Raw genomic sequence first — 19,053 nt, forward strand, 5'->3', positions numbered from 1 at the left:
CGCCATCGCACCCCGGACGCAGGGCGCGACGGTGACGGCGGCGCCCGCCCCGAGCGCGCGCGTCGCCGTCACCGTCGCAGGAGCAGGACCGCCGTCCTCGTGGGCGGGCGCAGTCCCGGTCCGAGGGCGAGGTTCCCGTCCGAAGGCGTGGTCCCTGTCCGAGAGCCGCTGTCCCCGGTGCAAGGGGTGTCCTCGTCCGAGGGCCGTTGCCCCGGTGTGAGGGGTGTTCTCGTCCGACGGTGTCGTTCCTGTCCGAGGGTGTGTCGTTGCTGGCCGAGGGTCTCTGGCCCGGCCCAGGGGCATCGGCCGCATGTGAAGGTCGTTTGCCCCGGCTGAGGGGCGCAGGCTTTGTCCGCTTTCGGTCAGGGGTCAGGCCGCGTCGGCGCGTTCGGCGGCGCGGTAGACGGCCATCGCCTCGTCGCCGAAGAAGGGCCCGAACATGAAGCCCGGCGCGAAGTTATAGGTGAAGCTGTTCACGGAGTTCAGCGAGCCGAGCCCGGTGGCGGGGTCGAAGTTCACAAACCACGGCCCGCCGCTGGAGCCGCCGGTCATGTTGCAGCGCAAGCCTTGGTCCTGCGTCATGACCGTGTCGTCGAACGCCCGCCCGCTGCAGTAGATCAGCCGCGACCCGTCGAACGGTTCCGCCGCCGGGTAGCCGAAGGAGAACATCTGCTGCCTCCTGGCCTGGTTGAACGCCACGCCCTGCCCGCCGACGACGTCGGTCAGCGTCTGCCCGTTGAGCGGCGCCACCACGACGGCGGCCATGTCGAAGTTGATGTCCTCGCGGGCGTTCCACTGCTGGGTGGTGAACATCCTGGTGCCGACCCAGGTGCCGAACGGCCGCCGGCCGTTGTCGAAGGCGGGCACGAAGACCCAGTTGCGGTGGGCGGCGCCGTTGAGCTTGACGCAGTGGCCGGCGGTGATGACGACGCTCTCGTTCGCGCTGGTCACGGCGGTGCCGGAGCAGGAGGCGTTGCGTCCGTCGGCGGTGGTGAAGAAGACCCGGCCGGTGGTGCGCACGACGGCCCCGCCATCGGTCCACCGCAGGCCGGGGCTGTTGTTGACGGCGCTGCCTTGCCGGTTGCCGTTGCCCTGGCCGCCGTTCCCCTGGCCGCTGTTGCCCTGGTTGCCGCTGCCTGGGTTGCCGTTGCCCTGGCCGCTGTTGCCCTGGTTGCCGGTGCCGCGGTTGCCGTTGCCCTGGCCGCCGTTTCCGTAATGGCCCTGGCCGCCGTGGAACGACCAGGTCGTGCTGCGGCTCCCGGCGGAGCCGCTCGTGGGCCGCGCGGACCATGGGTTGCCCCGCGACGGCCCGCGCCACTGGTTGCGCCGGGGGGCGGGGGCGTTGAGCGGCTTGGCCGCGAGCATGCGGTCGGCGGTCCAGTACTGCGAGACGGTCCTGCGCTCCGACGAGGAATCCGTGGCGGTCCACGTGGCGGGCCGCCGGAAGTCCGGCCCGCCGGCGGCGTTCGCGGTGCCCATGGGGGCCAGGGCGCCCGCGAGGGCGAGCGCGGCGGCGGCGAGCAGGGCGACTCTGCGGTGCATTACGTACCTCCCGAAACCCGGTAACTGCCGTAGGGAGGTACGTACGGTGCGAACGATGTTCCTCAACGCCTGCCCAAATGGATATACCGACATAACGGGACGAAGGTGACGCTTCGCGCAGGGTGTCATATGGCACGCATAGGCCGAGCCACTAATTTCTTTTTACGGAAAAGCCATTCGCGCTTGGCGCTTTTCACCGATTCTTTCCTGGTACGGGATATTCGGCTGCGGCGTGGCGTTGTCATTCGGCTCGCGGCAACTGTAAGCATCGTACCGGTCTGGCGACCATGGGTCGTATTCCGAAAGGAACGGTAAATGCTCACCCCAATGAGAAAAATGGCGAGACCGGCGGTGCACGGGCTGCTCGCGATGGCGCTTGCGGTCACCATGGCACCTGCGGCGAGCGCGGATAACCGCGGCGACCGCCACCTGCGCAAGCTCAAGGGCATCCACAGCGACAAGGGCTTCCACACCGGCAGGACCGACGAGGACGGCGGCCGTAACTGCCGGCCGCGCACGTTCTGGCGGATCCACAAGCTCTCGCCGCGCAACTTCTTCGTGCCCCGCACCCGCTTCATCGACGGCCCCGGCGGCTCGATGACGGTGTCGGTCACCCGCGAGCACGAGGTCCTCGCCTTCCTCGAGGCCGAGAACGAGAAGACCAAGACGCTGGAGAAGACCTTTACGCACGACAACGACTCCACTCCCGACACCAAGTCGGTGGTGGAGAGCCTGCGCCGGCTCGGCCTGCCGCACCTGGAAGAGCGGCACATGGTCTTCACCGGGCACGAGTACACGCGGGAGATCACGCCGGGCAAGTACGGCAACATGTGGTACCGCGTCTTCGGTTACCGCATCGGCTGGTCGGCCTGGAACGTGCTCGGCTCCTGCGAGCGCCACAGGGTCGCCACCGGCATCGCGAACGTGCCGTCCCGCGTGGAGGGCTGGCGCTACTGGGAGACCAAGCACCCGACGTTCAAGGGCCGCAAGCTCTCCAACAAGTAGCCGGATTTCGCAGGTCAGGGTACTGGCCACGTCTGGCGGGTATGAGGGCTTCAGTCCGGCACCGCCGGACGCAGAGTCGTCCGGTGTGCCGAACCCCGCGGTTTCACAAGGGGGAACGATGGCCACACAGCCTTATCTCGGATTCAGAGCCTTCCTACTGCCGTTCGCGCCCAAGCCCATGCCCGACGGGGCGGACACGTACGAACGGGCCCGGCGACGCCGGCGGCGCCGCCGCTGAACCGCCGGAGGACCGTCAGGAGATGTGAGGGTGTGTGAAACCCTCACATCTCATCTTTTTTCCAGGCGCATTCGTCCGGGCCCGAGCCTCGCCACCAGCGGCGATAAGGCCCTTATCAGGGGCTGCGAACGGCCGCGATCTCCTGCTTAGCCGGTGTTTACGGAGGAACGCGCACGCTTGTGTCATCGGGACCTGAGGAGATGACATGAGCGCGAACGAGCCGAGCGAGCCCCGCACCGACGGCTGGAGCCAGTTCGGTGCGACCCCACCGTCGGCCGGAGGGTTCACCCGGCCGCTCCCCTCGATGCCGCCGCCGCCACCGCCCGCGCCCAAGCACGCGTTCACGTTGACCCGCAAGGCGATCGCCGGGCTGGCGCTGGCCGCCGTCGCGGCGCTGGGGGCCGCCGCGGTGGGCGGCGGGGCCGTGGGGGCGGCCCTGGCCGGAGGCGGCGCCCCGGCCTCGGCGGCGACCGCCACGCCGAGCTCGCCGAGCCCGGTCTTCCGCACCGCCTCGGACAAGTACACGGTGGCCGAGGTGGCGGCGAAGGTACAGCCGTCGGTGGTCATGATCCAGGGCCGTACGAGCGAGGGCTCCGGCGTGATCCTGTCGGCCGACGGGCTGATCCTCACCAACAACCACGTGGTGTCCGGGCAGGACAGCGGGCTGACGGTGAAGTTCAACGACGGCAAGACGGCCAAGGCCACGGTCGTCGGCACCGACCCGGCCACCGACCTCGCCGTGATCAGGGCGCAGGACGTCTCCGGCCTCGCCGCGATCGCCCTGGGCGACAGCGACCAGCTCAAGGTGGGCGACGACGTGCTGGCCATCGGCAGCCCGCTGGGCCTGGACGGCACCGTGACCTCGGGGATCGTCAGCGCGCTCGACCGCACGGTGACGGCCGGCAGCGGCCCGCGCGACCAGCAGCTCCCGCCGGGCTGGGGCGGGCGGGGGCAGGCCGAGGAGGTCACCACGCTCGGCGGCATGATCCAGACCGACGCCGCCATCAACCCCGGCAACTCCGGCGGCGCCCTGGTCAACGCGGCCGGCGAGCTGGTCGGCATCAACAGCGCGATCGCCCCTGACGGCGTCAACCTGGGCTTCGCGATCCCGGTGAACACCGCCAAGTACGTCTCCGAGCAGCTCGTCAAGAACGGCAAGGTGACCCACGTCTACCTGGGCGTGAGCGTTACCGATGCGACCGGCGACGTGCCGGGAGCGCTCATCCGCGACGTGACGGAGGGCAGCCCGGCCGACAAGGCGGGGCTGAAGGAGGGCGACCTCATCACCAAGATCGGCGACACTCCGGTGCAGGGCGGCGACACGGTGGTCGGTCAGGTGCGCGGGTTCAAGGTCGGCCAGCAGGTGCAGATCACCTACCAGCGCGACGGCAAGGAGTCCACGGTGACCGTCACCATGGAGGAGCAGAAGAACTGACGTTATAGAGAATTCCGATCGCCCTTTGCTTCGGCAGGGGGCGATCGCGTTTGGTGCGTCTTTCTCCACTTAGTGCGATCGGGGGCGGGAGATACGCGGGCGGGCGTGAATTAGGCCCTCCTCGATCGGCGTAACTCGGGTTACATTCACGTTAATTTGCCCTCTCTTATCCACCCGAGTAGACCGAAGGAGAGAGGCGTGAGAGCGAGAACCATGATCGCGGTGCTGTCCGCCGCGGCGATGATCGTGCCGTTCGGCGCGCACTCGGCGGCGCAGGCCGGCGCGGCGGCCCCACCGCCGGACGACCAGTTCCAGAAGGTGACGCTCAACGACCATCCGGGCGAGCCCATGGACCTCGCGGTCTTACCCGACAACCGGGTGCTGCACACGACCAGGCGGGGCGAGGTCTGGTTACACGACCCGAAGACCGGGCTCAACACCCTCGCCGCCAAGCTCGACGTGTACCAGCACGACGAGGAGGGGTTGCAGAGCATCGCACTCAGCCCGGGCTTCGGGAAAGGCTCCAAGAAGGACGACTGGGTCTATCTCTACTACTCGCCTCCGCTCGACACCCCCGTCGACGACCCCGCCACTCCCGACGTCAACGAGGGCGACGCGCCCATCACCGGCACCCCCGACGACTTCGCCCCGTTCAAGGGCCTGATCCGGCTGTCCCGCTTCCGCTTCACCGGATCCACCATCGACCTGCGCACCGAGCAGCGCATCCTGGACGTGCCGGTGGACCGCGGCATCTGCTGCCACGTCGGCGGCGACATCGTCTTCGACGCCGCGGGCAACCTCTACCTGTCCACCGGCGACGACACCAACCCGTTCTCCTCCGACGGCTTCACGCCCATCGACGAGCGGCCGGACCGCAACCCCGCGTTCGACGCCCAGCGCAGCGCGGGCAACACCAACGACCTGCGCGGCAAGATCCTGCGCATCAAGCCCAAGGAGAACGGCGGCGGCTACACCATCCCCAAGGGCAACCTGTTCCGGCCCGGCACGAAGGGCACCAGGCCCGAGATCTACGCGATGGGGCTGCGCAACCCGTTCAGAATCGAGCTGAACAAGCGGACCGGCGAGCTGTACGTCGGCGACTACTCGCCCGACCAGCAGCAGGCGGACCCGAAGCGCGGCCCGGCGGGCACCGGTAAGTGGACGATCGTCCGCAAGCCCGGCAACTACGGCTGGCCGTACTGCGCCACGGCCGAGCTGCCGTACGTGGACTACGACTTCGCCACCGGCGAGTCGGGCGAGCCGTTCGACTGCAAGGCGCCGATCAACGACTCGCCGAACAACACCGGCCTGCGCGAGCTGCCCCCGGTCGTCCAGCCCGACGTGTGGTACTCGTACGGGCTGTCGCCGGAGTTCCCCGAGCTGGGCACCGGCGGTATCGGGCCGATGGGCGGGCCGGCGTACGACATCCGCACCGCCGACACCAAGGGCCGCGACTCGGTGGCCTGGCCGAAGTATTACGACGGCGTGCCGCTGCTGTACGAGTGGACCCGCGACTACGTCAAGGCGATGCACCCGGACGGCCGCATCGAGGACGTGCTGCCGTCGTTCGTCTTCGACAACCCGATGGACATGGAGTTCGGCCCGGACGGCGCGCTGTACGTGCTGGAGTACGGCGACGGCTACTTCAACGAGAACCCGGAGGCGCAACTCGCCCGCATCGACTACATCGGCCGCACCGGCAACCACACGCCGATCCCCGTGGCCGCCGCGTCGGTGACGGACGGGCTCGCGCCGCTCACCGTCGACTTCACCAGCACGGGCACCAGCGACCCCGACGGCGACCGGCTCAGTTACGCCTGGGACTTCGACGCCGACGGCAAGGTGGACTCGCGCAGCCCGTCGGCGTCGTACACGTTCACGGAGAACGGCCTGTACAACGCCACGCTCAAGGTCACCGACGCCAAGGGACGGTCGGCCTCGACGTCCGTGCGGATCGTGGTGGGCAACGCGGCCCCGGTGGTCGAGCTGGTCAAGCCGGTGGACGGCGATGAGTTCAGCTTCGGCGACGTGGTCGAGTTCGAGGTGCGCGTCACCGACGACCAGCCGGTCGACTGCGCCAACGTCACCGTGGACTACATCCTCGGCCACGACGACCACGGCCACCCGCAGACCACGGCCCGCGGCTGCACGGGGTCGATCCAGACCACCGAGCCGAGCGGGCACGACCCGGAGAACGACAACCTCTCCGGCGTCTTCGTCGCCACCTACACCGACCCGGGCACCGGCGGGCTCCCGCCGCTGACCGGCAGCGACCAGGTCGTGCTCCAGCCCACGAAGTAGGCGGACTCAGGAGGACCACTATGTGTTACGGCTACAGCCCCAGCAGACGTGCGCTGCTGGCCGCCGGGTTGGGACTGGGCGCGGCGGCGGTGGCCGCCGGGTCGCCCGCCGCCGCGGCGGCCGTCCACCCGCCCCACCCGCCCGGGCAGCCGGTGCCGCCCGGCAAGATCAGCATCCAGCTCTACACGCTCCGCGACGACCTGAGCAAGGACTACGACGCCACCCTCCGCTACGTGGCCAAGGCCGGATATCCGAGGGTGGAGCTGGCGCTCGGCTACTTCGGCCGCACCGCGCGGGAGCTGCGCCGCTTCCTCGACGGGCTCGGCCTGCGCGCCACGTCCAGCCACGAGGACATCAGCCCCGACGACGCCGCGCTCCAGACGAAGATCGAGAACGCGCTGACGCTCGGCCACAAGTACATCGTCGTGCCCTACCTCGCCTCCGACAGCCTCGACCAGTGGAAGGCGTGGGCCGAGCGGATGAACGTCGAGGCCGAGGCCGCCCGCAAGGCCGGGCTGCGCTACGGCTACCACAACCACGCCCACGAGTTCACCACCGACCTCGGCAACGGGGTCACCCCGTGGGACGTGCTCACCTCCGAGCTGGACCCGCGCCTGGTGCACCTGGAGATCGACATCTACTGGGCGGTCACCGGCGGCGTCGGGCGCGGGGTGAGCGACCCGGTGCAGTTCGCGATCGACGTGATCCGCAGGGCGCCACAGCGCGTGCTGCAGTACCACGTCAAGGACCGGCATCTCGACGGCGACATGGCCGACCTGGGGACGGGGACGATCGACTTCCGCCGGGTGTTCCGCGCGCACCGGGTCGAGGAGTACATCGTGGAGAACGACACCCCGGACGTGACGCCGCAGCATACGGCGGAGGTCGGCTACCGGTACCTGCGCAAGCTGCGGTACTGACCTCGCGCGACCGCGGCGGGCGCCTGCGGCGTGCGGGGCGCCCGTCCGCGGGGGCGGTGCGCGGTCAAAAGTTCGTACGGATCTTTGCGACACGCGCGGATGAAACGGTCATTACCGTCTTAGTGGGCACTTCTCTGGCACAGCAGTACCAGGGGGGTGACCATGTATCGCATTCTCGCCGTGTCGGCTCTGGCGGGCCTGGCCGTCGTGCCCGGCCCCGCCGCCCTCGCCGCGCCCGCCGTGCCGCCCGCCGTGCCGCCCCACGTGGACACCATCGCCCACCGGGGCGGCATGGCGAAGGCTCCGGAGAACACGATCGCGGCCTGCGCCCTGGCCAGGAGGCAGGGCGCGGACGTGTGCGAGTTCGACGTCCAGCAGACCAAGGACGGCAAGCTCGTGCTGATGCACGACGAGACGCTCGACCGGACCACCAACGTCGAGAAGCTCTTCCCGGAGCGGGCGCCGTGGCGGGTGTCGGACTTCACGCTCGAGGAGATCCAGCGGCTCGACGCCGGCTCCTGGTTCTCCCCGCGCTTCAGGGGCGAGGGCGTGCCGACGCTCGCGCAGGCCCTGCGTGCGATGAGCGGCACCGGCACCCGGCTGCTGCTGGAGATCAAGCACCCACCGGACCGGCCGGACATCGACCGCAGGGTGGCCGCCGAACTGCTGGAGATGCGCGACCTGTGGGGCGGCCGGCTCGCCGTGCAGGCGTTCGGCTGGCAGTCGATGCGAGTGCTGCACGCCATGGTGCCGGGACTGCCGATCGCGCTGCTCGGCCGGCCGCACGAGGCCCGCCTGGGCGAGCTGGCCCGCTACGCCGACGCGCTCACGCTGGCGCACAAGCGGCTCACCCCTCGATACGTCGAGAAGGTCCACGAACGCGGCATGCGGGTCTACACCTGGACCGCCGACAAGCCCGCCGTGCTGCGCAAACTGATCTCGTACGGGGTGGACGGCATCATGACCAACCGCCCCAAACGGCTCACCACCGTCAAGCGCGCGCTGCACTGACCCCGCCATCGTCCGGCCGGCGGCACCCCCCGAAGCGGGCGCTACACCGTGCTCGCCGCCCCCGCCTCGCCCGCCGGCGCCGCGAGCGTCCACGGGTGGCCGGGCGCGGCGTGCGCAGGCTGGTGGCGCCGCCGGCACGCGACCTCGACGGCTTCCCCGGCTGTTTCCAGGGCATGGCCGCACTGGAACGCGCCGTGCGCGAGTCCGGGGTGGAGTGGACGATCCTGCGCCCGAACAACTTCAACCAGAACTTCTCCGACCCGCAGGTCTGGCTGGGCGCGCTGCTCAAGGGGCGGCTCGCGCTGGCGCTCGGGGACATGCCGGAGCCGTTCATCGACGCGGAGGACATCGCCGAGGTGTCGGGGCGGTCCATCGCGTACGAGACGGTGACGTCTGAGCGGTACCGCGAGGAGCTGCCGGCGGAGGGAGCGCCGGAAGAGGCGGCGGAAGAGCTGAATGCGCTGGCCGGGATGCGCGCGGGCCCGTACACCGAGCCGCGCGACGGGGTGCGGCGGGCGCTCGGCCGCGATCCGATCGATTTCGGCGACTACGTCGCGCGTACGGTATCAGCCTGGCGCTGAGAGGCCGGTCGACCCGGACGTCGTTGGCCGGGTCCAGCCGGAGGGAAGCGGCTCGTCAGATCAAGCCGAGGGCGAGCATGGCGTCGGCGACGCGGCGGAAGCCGTCGATGTTCGCGCCCGCGACGTAGTTGCCCGGCAGGCCGTACTCGTCGGCGGTGGCCAGGCAGCGGTCGTGGATGTCGCGCATGATCTCCTGCAGCCGCTGCTCGGAGAACTCGAACGTCCAGGAGTCGCGGCTGGCGTTCTGCTGCATCTCCAGGGCGCTGGTCGCGACGCCGCCCGCGTTGGCGGCCTTGCCGGGCCCGTACGCGATGCCCGCCTCCTGGAACACCTTGATGCCTTCGGGCGTGGTCGGCATGTTGGCGCCCTCGCCGACCGCGATGAGGCCGTTGGCGACCATCGTGGCGGCGTCCTGGCCGGTGATCTCGTTTTGGGTGGCGGACGGCATCGCCACCTGGCCGGGCACCTCCCAGACGGTGCGGCCGGGCACGAACGTGGCGTGGGGACGGCGCTGGGCGTACACGTCGAGCCTGGCCCGCTCCACCTGCTTGATCTGCTTGAGCAGGGCGAGGTCGATGCCCTTCTCGTCGAGCACGTAACCGGAGGAGTCGGAGCAGGCCACGACGACGCCGCCGAGCTGCTCGACCTTCTCGATGGTGTAGATGGCGACGTTGCCCGAGCCGGACACCACGACCCGCTTGCCGTCGAACGAGGTGCCGCGCGCCTTCAGCATCTCCTGGACGAAGAAGGCGCAGCCGTAGCCGGTGGCCTCGGTGCGGACCTGCGCGCCGCCGTACGCCAGGCCCTTGCCGGTGATGACGCCGGACTCGTAGCGGTTGGTGATGCGCTTGTACTGGCCGAACAGGTAGCCGATCTCCCGGCCGCCGACGCCGGTGTCGCCGGCGGGCACGTCGGTGTACTCGCCGATGTGCCGGTAGAGCTCGGTCATGAAGCTCTGGCAGAACCGCATGACCTCGCCGTCGGAGCGGCCCTTGGGGTCGAAGTCGGAGCCGCCCTTGCCGCCCCCGATGGGCAGGCCGGTGAGGCTGTTTTTGAAGATCTGCTCGAAGCCGAGGAACTTGACGATCCCGAGGTAGACCGACGGGTGGAAGCGCAGGCCGCCCTTGTACGGGCCGAGCGCGCTGTTGAACTCCACCCGGAAGCCCCGGTTGATGTGCACCTCGCCCTTGTCGTCCGTCCACGGGACGCGGAAGATGATCTGCCGCTCGGGCTCGCAGATACGCTCGATGATCTTCGATTCGGCGTACTCGGGGTGCTTGCCGAGCACCGGGCCGATGCTGTCGAGGACTTCGCGCACCGCCTGGTGGAACTCGATCTCGCCGGGGTTGCGGCGCAGCACGTTGTCATAGATCGACGACAACTTCTCGTGCAACACGTACTCCAAGCTCAGAGGGGTAGTGGCGGAACCTCACTGTACGTGGATCCGGGTTGTGAGGATTACGCGGGGCCTCCGGGCTCGGGCCGCGGCGGACGGGCAGGGCGAGCCGCCGGTCCGGTGCGTACGACGATCGAAGGGACGAGGTGCGACGCCCCCCAGCACCCCTCACCGCGCCCGCGGGAAGACGGGGTGCCGGGTGGGCTCACAGGCTGACCTGGTAGCGGTACATCCAGGCCAGCGACTCCTGGCCGGCGCTCTTCTTGATGAAGATCGGCATCAGCAGGTCGCGGAAGACCCTGGCGATCGGCCCGGCGGCCTTGCTGTTGCTGATCGTCCTGGAGTACGCCACCACGCGCTCCGCCCGCGGCCGGCGTTCCGACTCGAAGCGCGTGAACGCCTCCTCGTGGTCGCGGCTCTCGCGCAGGCAGCGGGCCAGCACGATCGCGTCCTCGATGGCCAGCGAGGCGCCCTGGCCGGAGCTGGGCGAGGTGGCGTGCGCGGCGTCGCCGGTCAGCAGCACCCGGCCGCGGTGCCAGGTCGGCAGCTCGGGCAGGTCGTAGATGGGCAGCCCCTGGCCGATGTCGCTGCGCCTGATGAGGTCGGCGGAGGCGTTCGCGTCGCGCTTGAAGGCGTCGACCAGCACCGGCTTCCAGTCGGCCGGCACGTCGCCGAGCTTGCGCGGCAGGTTCGCGAACCACCAGGTCTCGCCGGACGCCGCCACCGTGTAGCCGAAGAAGGCGCGCTTGCCGAACACCATGTGGTACGTGCCGGGCTCCCCGGTGAGGCCGGACTCGGCGACGATGCCGCCGAAGCCGTACAGGCCGCTGTAGCGCGGGGGCGGGGCCTGCGGGTCGAGCACCGTGCGGGTGCGCGAGTGCACGCCGTCGCAGGCGATGAGCAGGTCGCCGGTGGCGCTCGTGCCGTCCGCGAACACCGCCGTCACCGAGTCCGGCTTCTCGTCGTAGAACGTCAGGCGCTTGCCGTACGTGATGGGGATGCCGCGCCGCTCGGCCTCGTCGCGCACGATCCGGTAGAGGTCGGAGCGCAAGATCGTGTGACTGACGGTGCCGTCGTCCAGCTCGAGCCCGTTGGCCACCTCGCCGAGCCGCTTGCCGGTGCCGCTCCACATCACCATGCGCGGCGTGGGGATGCCGGCCTTGAGCACGTCCCCGTGGGCGTCGAGCACGCGCAGCGCGGCCAGGCCGTTGGAGGCCACGTTGAGGAAGGAGCCGACGTCGTCGGCGCCGCGCGCGTACGCCTCGTAGATCTCGGCCTCGATGCCCACCTCGCGCAGCGCCATCGCGGTCACGGGTCCTGCGATGCCACAACCTATGATCAAAGCCTTCATGGTGATAACCTTTCGTTCGACCGAACGAAATAATAGGCAAGGGCGGCGAACGGTGTCGAGAGATATTTCGGAGCGGCGAAAGAACCTGCTGGAGGCGCTCACCACGGCCGGACGCGAGCAGAGCAACGCGGCGGTGATGTACCACAGCGCGCTCGGCGAGCGGCTCGGGCTCGGCATGACCGAGGAGAAGACGCTCGACCTGCTGCAGCGCCTCGGACCGCTCACCGCGGGGGAGATCGGCCAGCACACCGGCCTCGCGCCCGCCACCGTCAGCGGGCTCATCGACCGGCTTGAGGCCAAGCAGCTCGCCCGGCGCGTACGCGACACCAAGGACCGCCGCCGGGTCATCGTGGAGATCGACCACGCCCGGCTGGCCGGCTTCGCCGAGCTGTTCGAACCGTTCGTGAGCCGGCTCGCCGAGGTCTACGACCGGTACACCGACGACGAGCTCGAGCTCATCCTCGACTGGGTCACCCGCGCCACCGCCGCCCAGCGCGCCGCCATCCAGGAGCTGACGGGGGAGTGACGCCCGCCGCGCCCTCTACGCCCCCGCCACGCCCGAATCGCCCTCCGCGCTCGCCTGCGCCCGCCGCCGATCGTGCAGCGGGCGATCCGCGTCTTGCCGGGTGCGAGCCGGCGGACGGCTCCGCCGCTTCCGCGAGATCGTCGCCCATCCGCTCAGGGGCGAGGCGCAGCAGGTCGAGCCCGTACAGGCAGGGATCGGAGTGGAGCACCCAGCGTCACCTCGCTCATCCGCTCGGGACCGGACAGGCGTGACGGGTCGTCCGCGCCGCTCTCGCCGACCGGCGCCCGCCAGGAGCCCTGCCAGCGCACCACGGGCAGCGCTTCGACGCTCCCGGCCAATTCCTTCGCCTTGGGCGGCCGCTCGGGTGGCGGCTCGGCCGCGCACGCGCCGGTGGCGGTCAGCACCCCCGGCAGCGCGGCGACCGCCGGCGCACGTACGAGCCTGTGCCGCGTCCCCGAGACCGCGGCAGTCAGCCTAGGCGGTCACGCCACGCGAACCCCACGGGCCGCGTACCGGCAGAAGGAGGCGCGTGCCCCGCCGCAAGCCCCTGAGAGCGGCGGGGCACGCGCCCCGGTCCGGCGGCGCGCCCGAATCGGTGGGCGCGCCCTGGTCTGTGGCCCGGCCTGCGCAGGCCGGGCGGATCGGCCGGCCGGAAGACGGCCGGTGGCTGGGCCGGCTGGTCAGTGCCGGTCGGTAGTCAGGGCCGGCCGGTAGTCAGGGCCGGCCGGTAGTCAGGGCCGGCCGGTAATCAGGACCGGCCGGTGGTCGGAACCGGCCGGCCAGGGCCGGCCGCCGGTCAGGACTGGCCGCCGGCGGCCTGACCGGCGACCCGCTTGATCGACTCGACGGCGAGCTCGGGCTGGTCGACGTAGATGTAGTGCTCGCTCTTGTCGGCCACGATCAGCTTGCTGTTGCTGGACAGGCCGAGCCACTTGCGCTGGCCGGCGGTCCAGGCCTGCTCCAGCTTCTGCCCGTACGTGGGGATCGCCGCGAGGTACTCCTTGCCGTGCTTGAGGACCTCGACCGGGATGTCACCGGCGGAGCCGACCGGGCCGTCGGGCATGCTCAGCAGCTCCGGGTTCTGCCCCTTGAAGATCGCGAGGTTCTGGGCGCGCAGCTCGCCGGCCGGGCCCTTGGCGTTCGCGGGGATCGACTTCTCCATGTCGCTGAGCATGGTGGACGGGGTGGCGTCCATGAGGACGACGCCCTTGACCCGGTCGGTGTGCTCGGGGGCGTAGCGGGCGGCGAGCAGGCCGCCGAGCGAGTGGCCGGCCAGCACCACCGGGTGGTCGCCCGCGGCCTTGTCGAGCACCGCGGTCAGCACCTCGCCCGCGCTGTCGAAGGTCTGCGGGCCCTTGGGTTTGTCGCTGGCGCCCTCGCCGGGGCGGTCGTACGAGCAGACCCGGTACTCGGCGCTCAGCGTCTTCTGCAGGGAGGCCAGCTTGTCCAGGCCGTCACCCGCGCCGGCCATCAGCATGATCACCGGCTGGTCCTTGCCTGCCTCGCCGGAGCAGGACACGTTCACCTTCACACCCGCCACGTCGATCTTCTGCGTCCCGGTGATCAGCTGCTCCTCGGGCTTCGGGGACGTGGTCACCAACGAGTCGAGCTTGTCCAGCTTGTCGAGTTCGTCAAGCTTGTCGAGCTCGTCGGGGTTGCAACCGGCGGCCGCCATGCCGAGCAGGGCCACGGCGACGGCGGTCACGGCGGTCTTCTTGAAGGTGCGGAACATGGTGTCCTCCAGGGGCTTAAAGGAACGTCCTCGGCGTTACGTCCGTTACGCTACGGAATCGAGCACCCCTGAAGCGTCACCACACAGTGGACAATCGCCAGTAGCTCGCTAGGGGGACAAGTCACCACGACTTCGCTCCGAGTTGGGCATGCCACCCCCCGCAACCGCTAGGCTCGCCGGGTGATGGATCTTCGACGCATCGGGGAGGTCTGGCGGCGGAGCGACGTCACAGTACGGGACCTCCCCCTCGCGCTCCTGCTGGTCGTCCTCTCGCTGGTGCCCGAGTTCCAGAACAGCGGTACCTCGCTCGGCCTGCTGCCCGACCGCCCCTTCGACGCCTTGGCGCTGCTGGTGATCGCGCTGGAGGCCCTGCCGCTCATCGTGCGGCGGCGCTACCCGGGCCTGTGCGTCACGCTGGTGGTGATCGGCTTCTCGCTCGACCAGGTCTTCGGTTACCACGCGGTGAGCAGCATGGCCCTGCCGCTCGCGCTCATCAACACCGGCGCCCACCTCGAACGCCGCAGGAAGCTCACCGCCGTCCTGCTCACGCTGGCGTACCTGGTGCTGATCTCCTGGCTCGAGGTGCTGGGCTCGAAGGAGACGCCGTCGGACCTGGTGGTGTTCTACGTGGCGCTCGTGGTCCTGTGGGGGGTCGGCTCCTGGGTGCGCTCCACCCGCGCCGCCGAGGCCGAACGCCGCCGCCGCATCGCCGAGGCCACCCGTACCGCCGAGCGCACCCGCATCGCCCGCGAGCTGCACGACGTCGTGACCCACCACGTCACCGCCATGGTCGTGCAGGCCGAGGCGGCGCGCTACCTCACCGCGGCCCCCGAGCGCCTCGACAGCGCGCTCGCCTCCGTCACCGAGACGGGCCGGCGCGCCATCTCCGACCTGCGCCACCTGCTCGACGTGCTCAACCCCGAGCACGAGGCGGACTTCACCGTGCCGTCGGCGAGCGACATCGGCGACCTGATCGAGCAGACCCGGCAGGCCGGGCAGCCGGTGGAGTTCGACGAAGAGGGCAAACCGTCCGAATCGGCGGGCAGTGCCGAGTTCGTCACCTATAGAGTCGTCCAGGAAGCTCTGACGAACGCCCTCAAGTACGCGCACGGCAGTAACACCGTTGTCCAGGTGCGCTATGGCGAGGAGGAGATCAGCGTGGCGGTCACCACCGACGGCTCCGGCTCCCGTGCCGCGGCCGTGGGAGGCAGCGGGCGCGGCCTGACCGGGCTCCGCGAACGCGTCGAAGCCCTCGGCGGCACGTTCACCGCCGAACCGCAGGCCGGCGGCGGCTTCGCCGTACGCGCCGTCATCCCCACAGGGAGCGGGTCGTGACCGCGCCGATCCGGGTCCTGGTCTGCGACGACCAGGCCCTCATCCGCACCGGGTTCGCCACCATCATCGACGCGCAGCCCGACATGGAGGTCGTCGGCGAGTGCGGCGACGGCCGCACCGCGGTCGAGATGGCCCGCAAGCTCCGCCCCGACCTCGTCGTCATGGACATCCGCATGCCGGTGCTCGACGGCATCGAGGCCACCCGCCTGCTCGCCGGAGCCGGCGTCGAAGACCCCATCAAGGTGCTCGTCGTCACCACCTTCAACCTCGACGAGTACGTCTACGAGGCGCTGCGCGCCGGCGCCAGCGGCTTCCTGCTCAAGGACGCCCCGCCGCCCCAGCTCCTGCACGGCATCCGTACGGTCGCCACCGGCGCCGCGCTGATCGACCCCGAGGTGACCCGGCAGCTCGTCGGCAAGTTCGCCGCCCGCATCCGGCCCGCCGGCGTCCAGCCCACCGAGCCCGCCCTGACGCCGCGCGAGCTGGAGGTGCTGCGCCTCATCGCCGACGGCCAGTCCAACAGCGAGATCGCCGCCACCCTGGTGATCAGCCAGGAGACCGTCAAGACCTACGTCTCCCGCATCCTCACCAAGCTCGACCTGCGCGACCGCGTCCAGGCCGTCGTCTACGCCTACCGCCACGGCCTCGCCACCTGACGCCCGCCCGCCCGCCGGTGACCGAGCCGGGTGATGAGCTAGGAAAGCGCATGTTTATAGTGCTTCCTGCCCTTTTTTCGACTCCTGCTGGGAGCGGCACTGGAAGGTCGTCACCGCATGCTCGTCTACCGGAACGCCGCGATCCGCACCGGTGTCGCCGGCGCGCCCGCCGCTCAGGCCATGGCCGTGGACGGCGAGCGGATCGTGGCCGTGGGCACCGAGGACGAGGTGCGCGCGGTGGCGGGCCCGGCGGCCGAGCCGGTGGACCTCGACGGTGCCGCCGTCCTGCCCGGGTTCTACGACGCCCACATCCACACCGCCCAGTACGCCAACAGCCGCACCGGCGTGGACCTGCGCGACGCGCGTTCCCTGGACGAGGCGCTGGCCAGGATCGCCGAGCACGCGGCCAGGCTGCGTCCCGGCGGGTGGCTGTTCGGCGGCCGGTGGGACAGCAACACGTGGGACCCGCCGGTCCAGCCCCACCGCCGCGCGCTCGACTCGATCTGCCCCGACCTGCCGGTGGCGCTGCCGAACGCGGACACCCACACCGTCTGGGCCAACACCGCCGCCCTGCGGCTGGCCGGCATCGACGCGAGCACCCCCGACCCGCCGGGCGGCGAAATCGTCAGGGACGCGGACGGCGAGCCCACCGGCATCCTGCGGGAGGCGGCGGCGGACCCGCTGCGCGCCCTGATGGTCTCCGGCGACCTGCGCGACCGCCTGCGCGCCGGCCAGGAGGAGCTGCTGGCGCTGGGCGTGACCAGCGTGCACGACATCGACGGCGAGGACTGCCGCGCCGCCTACCTGGAGCTGCGCGAGGCGGGTGAGCTGAAGATCCGGGTGCACAAGGCGATCCCGCTCGGCCACCTGGAGGCGGCCATCGCCGAGGGACGCAGGACCGGAGACGGCGACGACTGGATCCGTACGGGGCCGGTCAAGGTGTTCAGCGACGGCGCGCTCGGCTCGCACACCTGCCACATGCACCGGCCGTTCGCCGGCGACGAGGGCAACACCGGCATCGCGGTCACCCCGTACGAGGAGCTCGTCCGCATCTTCCGCACCGCGGCGGCGGCCGGGATCGCGGTGGCCACACACGCCATCGGCGACCGGGCGAACCGGCTGGTGCTGGACGCGTACGAGGAGATCGGACCGACCCCGGGCCTGCGGCATCGCATCGAGCACGCCCAGCATCTGCGCCCGCAGGACCTGGCGCGCATGGCCCGGCTGGGTGTCGTCGCCTCGATGCAGCCGGTGCACTGCACCAGCGACATCTCCCTGGTGGACGCGCTGCTCGGCGGGCACGACCTCGCCTCGTACGCCTGGCGCGGCATGCTGGACGCCGGCGTCGCGCTCGCGTTCGGCTCCGACGCGCCCGTGGAGAGCCCCGACCCGTTCGCCGCCCTGTACGCCGCGGTCACCCGCACCAGGCGGGACGGCACCCCCGAGGGCGGCTGGCAGCCCGAGCAGCGCCTCACGATGGCCGAGGCGATCACCGCCCACACGCTGGGCGCCGCGTACGCGGCCGGCGAGCAGGACCGCAAGGGCGTGCTCGCGCCCGGCATGCTGGCCGACTTCATCGCGGTCGACACCGACCCCTACCTGGAGGCGCCGGATGCGGTGCTGCGCGCCCAGGTGCTCACCACCGTCGTCGGCGGCGAGATCCGCTGGCGGCGTTCCTAAGGAGTGCTCTCAACCGTTGTCGCGTATCCCCCAAGGCGGAGCCTGGCTGCTCGCCTACTTCCTGCTCAGCAGCGTCGCCGAGGCGCTGCAGGCGGTCGCCGTCCTCTGGGCGTCGTACGAGCTGACCCACAACGCCACCGTCACCGGCGTGGTCAACGCCGCCGCGTACGTGCCGGGCATCGTGCTCGGGCTCGTGCTGCGCAAACGGGTGGACGGCGGGCACGCCTCCCGGCAGCTCGCCCTCACCAACTGGGCGCTGGCCGGCGGCTCGGCCGCCCTCGCGCTGGTGTACGCCGCCGGGTCGTCGCATGACGTGGTGCTGGGCGCGTTCATCGTCGCCCAGTGCGTGCTGAGCGTGGTCAAGGCGCTGAACAAGGCGTACGTCGGACGGGTGATCAGGCAGCGGTTCCCGTCGCCCGCGGGCATCAGGCTGCGCGAGCAGGTGACCTCGCTGGGGCTCGTCGGCGGGCTGGTCGGCGGTGGCGCGGCCGGTCTGGTGCTGGAGACGGGCGCCGCCGGGTGGTGCTTCGGCGGTGCGGCGCTGCTGTACGTGCTGAGCCTGGCCTCGGCCTGGCGGGTCGGTTCCCGGCCTGCCGCCGAGGAGCGCCCATCCGGCGAGGAGAGCCCCGCCGAGGGGCGATCCGCCGTTGAGGCCACCGCCGGCGCCGACGTGAAGGCCGATCCCGCGCCGGAGCCGGAGCAGGCGCGCGGATCGGGTCCCGAGGCGGAGCCGGGGCGCGGATCCGATCCCGCGCCGGACGCGGGCGCGGCGGGGCGGCTGCGGCTGATCCTGCTGTACTCGGTGCCGAGCAGCGGCTCGCTGCCGTTCATCTCGACGCTCACCGTCCCGCTGGCGCAGGCCGTCGCGCCCGGTTCGAGCACGCTGTACTCGATCCTCACCGTGGCGAGCACCTGCGGCGGCTTCCTGGCCGGGGCCGCGCTGTCCAGCGGCCGCATGTCCTCGCGCACGTTCCTGAACGCCGCGCTCGTCGCGGGCGGCGTGCTGTCGGCGGCGGTGGCCGCGACGCTGTGGCCGCCCGCCGTCGTGCTGGTCATGCTGGTGCTGAACATGGTGATGACCGGCCACGTCATGGCGATGCAGGTGCTGACCAACCAGGCGCCGCCCGAGGACCAGGTGGGCAGGTTCGCGGTGGTGCGCAACGCGGTCGCGGGCACGGCCAAGGCGGGCTTCTCGCTGCTCGCGGGCTGGCTGGTCGAGGCGGCGGGACTCACCGTGGCCTGGCTCTTCCTCGCGGTGGTGCTCGGCGTGTTCGGCGCGGCCTGGTGGACCGTACGGCAGCGCGCGGCGATCCTCCGCCTGGTCACCGTCACCTAGCCGGCCCA

At 70.9% G+C, this 19,053-nt stretch carries 15 protein-coding genes; 11 read left to right on the top strand and 4 right to left on the bottom strand.

Features of this window, described 5'->3' with window-relative positions; translation table 11 throughout:
* Nucleotides 1-369: 369 nt before the first annotated feature.
* Nucleotides 370-1,542, bottom strand: coding sequence for a trypsin-like serine peptidase (locus tag ACGFIM_RS20205; RefSeq protein ID WP_393202321.1), 1,173 nt, complete (start codon nucleotides 1,540-1,542; stop codon nucleotides 370-372).
* Nucleotides 1,543-1,878: 336 nt separating this feature from the next.
* Between ACGFIM_RS20205 and ACGFIM_RS20210 the strand changes: the two genes are divergently transcribed.
* The 6 genes from ACGFIM_RS20210 (at nucleotide 1,879) to ACGFIM_RS20235 (ending at nucleotide 9,033) form a co-directional block, all read left to right on the top strand.
* Entirely contained in the window at nucleotides 1,879-2,547 is a 669-nt protein-coding gene (locus tag ACGFIM_RS20210) for a hypothetical protein (protein ID WP_393202323.1), read from the top strand.
* A gap of 443 nt (nucleotides 2,548-2,990) precedes the next feature.
* The gene (locus ACGFIM_RS20215) at nucleotides 2,991-4,220 is read left to right on the top strand and encodes a S1C family serine protease (RefSeq protein WP_393202325.1); all 1,230 of its coding nucleotides are present in this window, start codon (nucleotides 2,991-2,993) and stop codon (nucleotides 4,218-4,220) included.
* Between the two features lie 198 nt (nucleotides 4,221-4,418).
* The gene (locus ACGFIM_RS20220; RefSeq protein ID WP_393202327.1) at nucleotides 4,419-6,521 is read left to right on the top strand and encodes a PQQ-dependent sugar dehydrogenase; all 2,103 of its coding nucleotides are present in this window, start codon (nucleotides 4,419-4,421) and stop codon (nucleotides 6,519-6,521) included.
* Between the two features lie 20 nt (nucleotides 6,522-6,541).
* Complete coding sequence (locus ACGFIM_RS20225; RefSeq protein WP_393202329.1) at nucleotides 6,542-7,441, top strand: sugar phosphate isomerase/epimerase family protein; 900 nt, start codon at nucleotides 6,542-6,544, stop codon at nucleotides 7,439-7,441.
* Between the two features lie 162 nt (nucleotides 7,442-7,603).
* A complete protein-coding gene (locus ACGFIM_RS20230; RefSeq protein WP_393202331.1) occupies nucleotides 7,604-8,452 on the top strand; it encodes a glycerophosphodiester phosphodiesterase in 849 nt (282 codons plus the stop codon).
* A 95-nt stretch (nucleotides 8,453-8,547) separates the two neighbouring features.
* A complete protein-coding gene (locus ACGFIM_RS20235) occupies nucleotides 8,548-9,033 on the top strand; it encodes an SDR family oxidoreductase (protein WP_393202333.1) in 486 nt (161 codons plus the stop codon).
* 55 nt (nucleotides 9,034-9,088) lie between these two features.
* Here ACGFIM_RS20235 and gdhA read toward each other — a convergent pair whose 3' ends face one another.
* Nucleotides 9,089-10,429 (bottom strand): NADP-specific glutamate dehydrogenase, encoded by a 1,341-nt coding sequence (gene gdhA / locus ACGFIM_RS20240; RefSeq protein ID WP_393202597.1) that lies wholly within the window; start codon nucleotides 10,427-10,429, stop codon nucleotides 9,089-9,091.
* 205 nt (nucleotides 10,430-10,634) lie between these two features.
* Nucleotides 10,635-11,780, bottom strand: coding sequence for an FAD-dependent oxidoreductase (locus ACGFIM_RS20245; RefSeq protein WP_393202335.1), 1,146 nt, complete (start codon nucleotides 11,778-11,780; stop codon nucleotides 10,635-10,637).
* Between the two features lie 52 nt (nucleotides 11,781-11,832).
* Between ACGFIM_RS20245 and ACGFIM_RS20250 the strand changes: the two genes are divergently transcribed.
* On the top strand, nucleotides 11,833-12,306 hold the full coding sequence (locus ACGFIM_RS20250) for a MarR family winged helix-turn-helix transcriptional regulator (RefSeq protein ID WP_393202337.1): 474 nt from the start codon (nucleotides 11,833-11,835) through the stop codon (nucleotides 12,304-12,306).
* A gap of 796 nt (nucleotides 12,307-13,102) precedes the next feature.
* Here the strand turns inward: ACGFIM_RS20250 and ACGFIM_RS20255 are convergent.
* The gene (locus ACGFIM_RS20255; RefSeq protein ID WP_393202339.1) at nucleotides 13,103-14,038 is read right to left on the bottom strand and encodes an alpha/beta fold hydrolase; all 936 of its coding nucleotides are present in this window, start codon (nucleotides 14,036-14,038) and stop codon (nucleotides 13,103-13,105) included.
* A gap of 180 nt (nucleotides 14,039-14,218) precedes the next feature.
* On the opposite strand from ACGFIM_RS20255, the gene ACGFIM_RS20260 reads away from it, so the two are divergent.
* The 4 genes from ACGFIM_RS20260 to ACGFIM_RS20275 all read left to right on the top strand — a co-directional run bounded on the left by ACGFIM_RS20260 (nucleotide 14,219) and on the right by ACGFIM_RS20275 (nucleotide 19,045).
* Complete coding sequence (locus tag ACGFIM_RS20260; RefSeq protein WP_393202341.1) at nucleotides 14,219-15,373, top strand: sensor histidine kinase; 1,155 nt, start codon at nucleotides 14,219-14,221, stop codon at nucleotides 15,371-15,373.
* On the top strand, nucleotides 15,370-16,029 hold the full coding sequence (locus ACGFIM_RS20265; protein ID WP_393202343.1) for a response regulator: 660 nt from the start codon (nucleotides 15,370-15,372) through the stop codon (nucleotides 16,027-16,029). The genes ACGFIM_RS20260 and ACGFIM_RS20265 overlap by 4 nt, the downstream gene beginning before the upstream one ends.
* Nucleotides 16,030-16,146: 117 nt before the next feature.
* A complete protein-coding gene (locus ACGFIM_RS20270; protein WP_393202345.1) occupies nucleotides 16,147-17,709 on the top strand; it encodes an amidohydrolase in 1,563 nt (520 codons plus the stop codon).
* Nucleotides 17,710-17,725: 16 nt separating this feature from the next.
* Nucleotides 17,726-19,045, top strand: coding sequence for an MFS transporter (locus ACGFIM_RS20275; RefSeq protein WP_393202347.1), 1,320 nt, complete (start codon nucleotides 17,726-17,728; stop codon nucleotides 19,043-19,045).
* The last annotated feature ends 8 nt before the right edge of the window (nucleotides 19,046-19,053 follow it).

Origin of the sequence: Nonomuraea sp. NPDC049309 (assembly GCF_043196965.1) — a bacterium.
GTDB classification, from domain to species: domain Bacteria; phylum Actinomycetota; class Actinomycetes; order Streptosporangiales; family Streptosporangiaceae; genus Nonomuraea; species Nonomuraea fastidiosa.

What these genes read in the sequence shown, in the direction of transcription:
- ACGFIM_RS20245 (WP_393202335.1), bottom strand. Translation starts at nt 11,780, where the DNA reads ATGAAGGCTTTGATCATAGGTTGTGGCATCGCAGGACCCGTGACCGCG.
- ACGFIM_RS20270 (WP_393202345.1), top strand. Translation starts at nt 16,147, where the DNA reads ATGCTCGTCTACCGGAACGCCGCGATCCGCACCGGTGTCGCCGGCGCG.
- ACGFIM_RS20210 (WP_393202323.1), top strand. Translation starts at nt 1,879, where the DNA reads ATGGCGAGACCGGCGGTGCACGGGCTGCTCGCGATGGCGCTTGCGGTC.
- ACGFIM_RS20230 (WP_393202331.1), top strand. Translation starts at nt 7,604, where the DNA reads ATGTATCGCATTCTCGCCGTGTCGGCTCTGGCGGGCCTGGCCGTCGTG.
- ACGFIM_RS20225 (WP_393202329.1), top strand. Translation starts at nt 6,542, where the DNA reads ATGTGTTACGGCTACAGCCCCAGCAGACGTGCGCTGCTGGCCGCCGGG.
- ACGFIM_RS20255 (WP_393202339.1), bottom strand. Translation starts at nt 14,038, where the DNA reads ATGTTCCGCACCTTCAAGAAGACCGCCGTGACCGCCGTCGCCGTGGCC.
- ACGFIM_RS20205 (WP_393202321.1), bottom strand. Translation starts at nt 1,542, where the DNA reads ATGCACCGCAGAGTCGCCCTGCTCGCCGCCGCCGCGCTCGCCCTCGCG.
- ACGFIM_RS20215 (WP_393202325.1), top strand. Translation starts at nt 2,991, where the DNA reads ATGAGCGCGAACGAGCCGAGCGAGCCCCGCACCGACGGCTGGAGCCAG.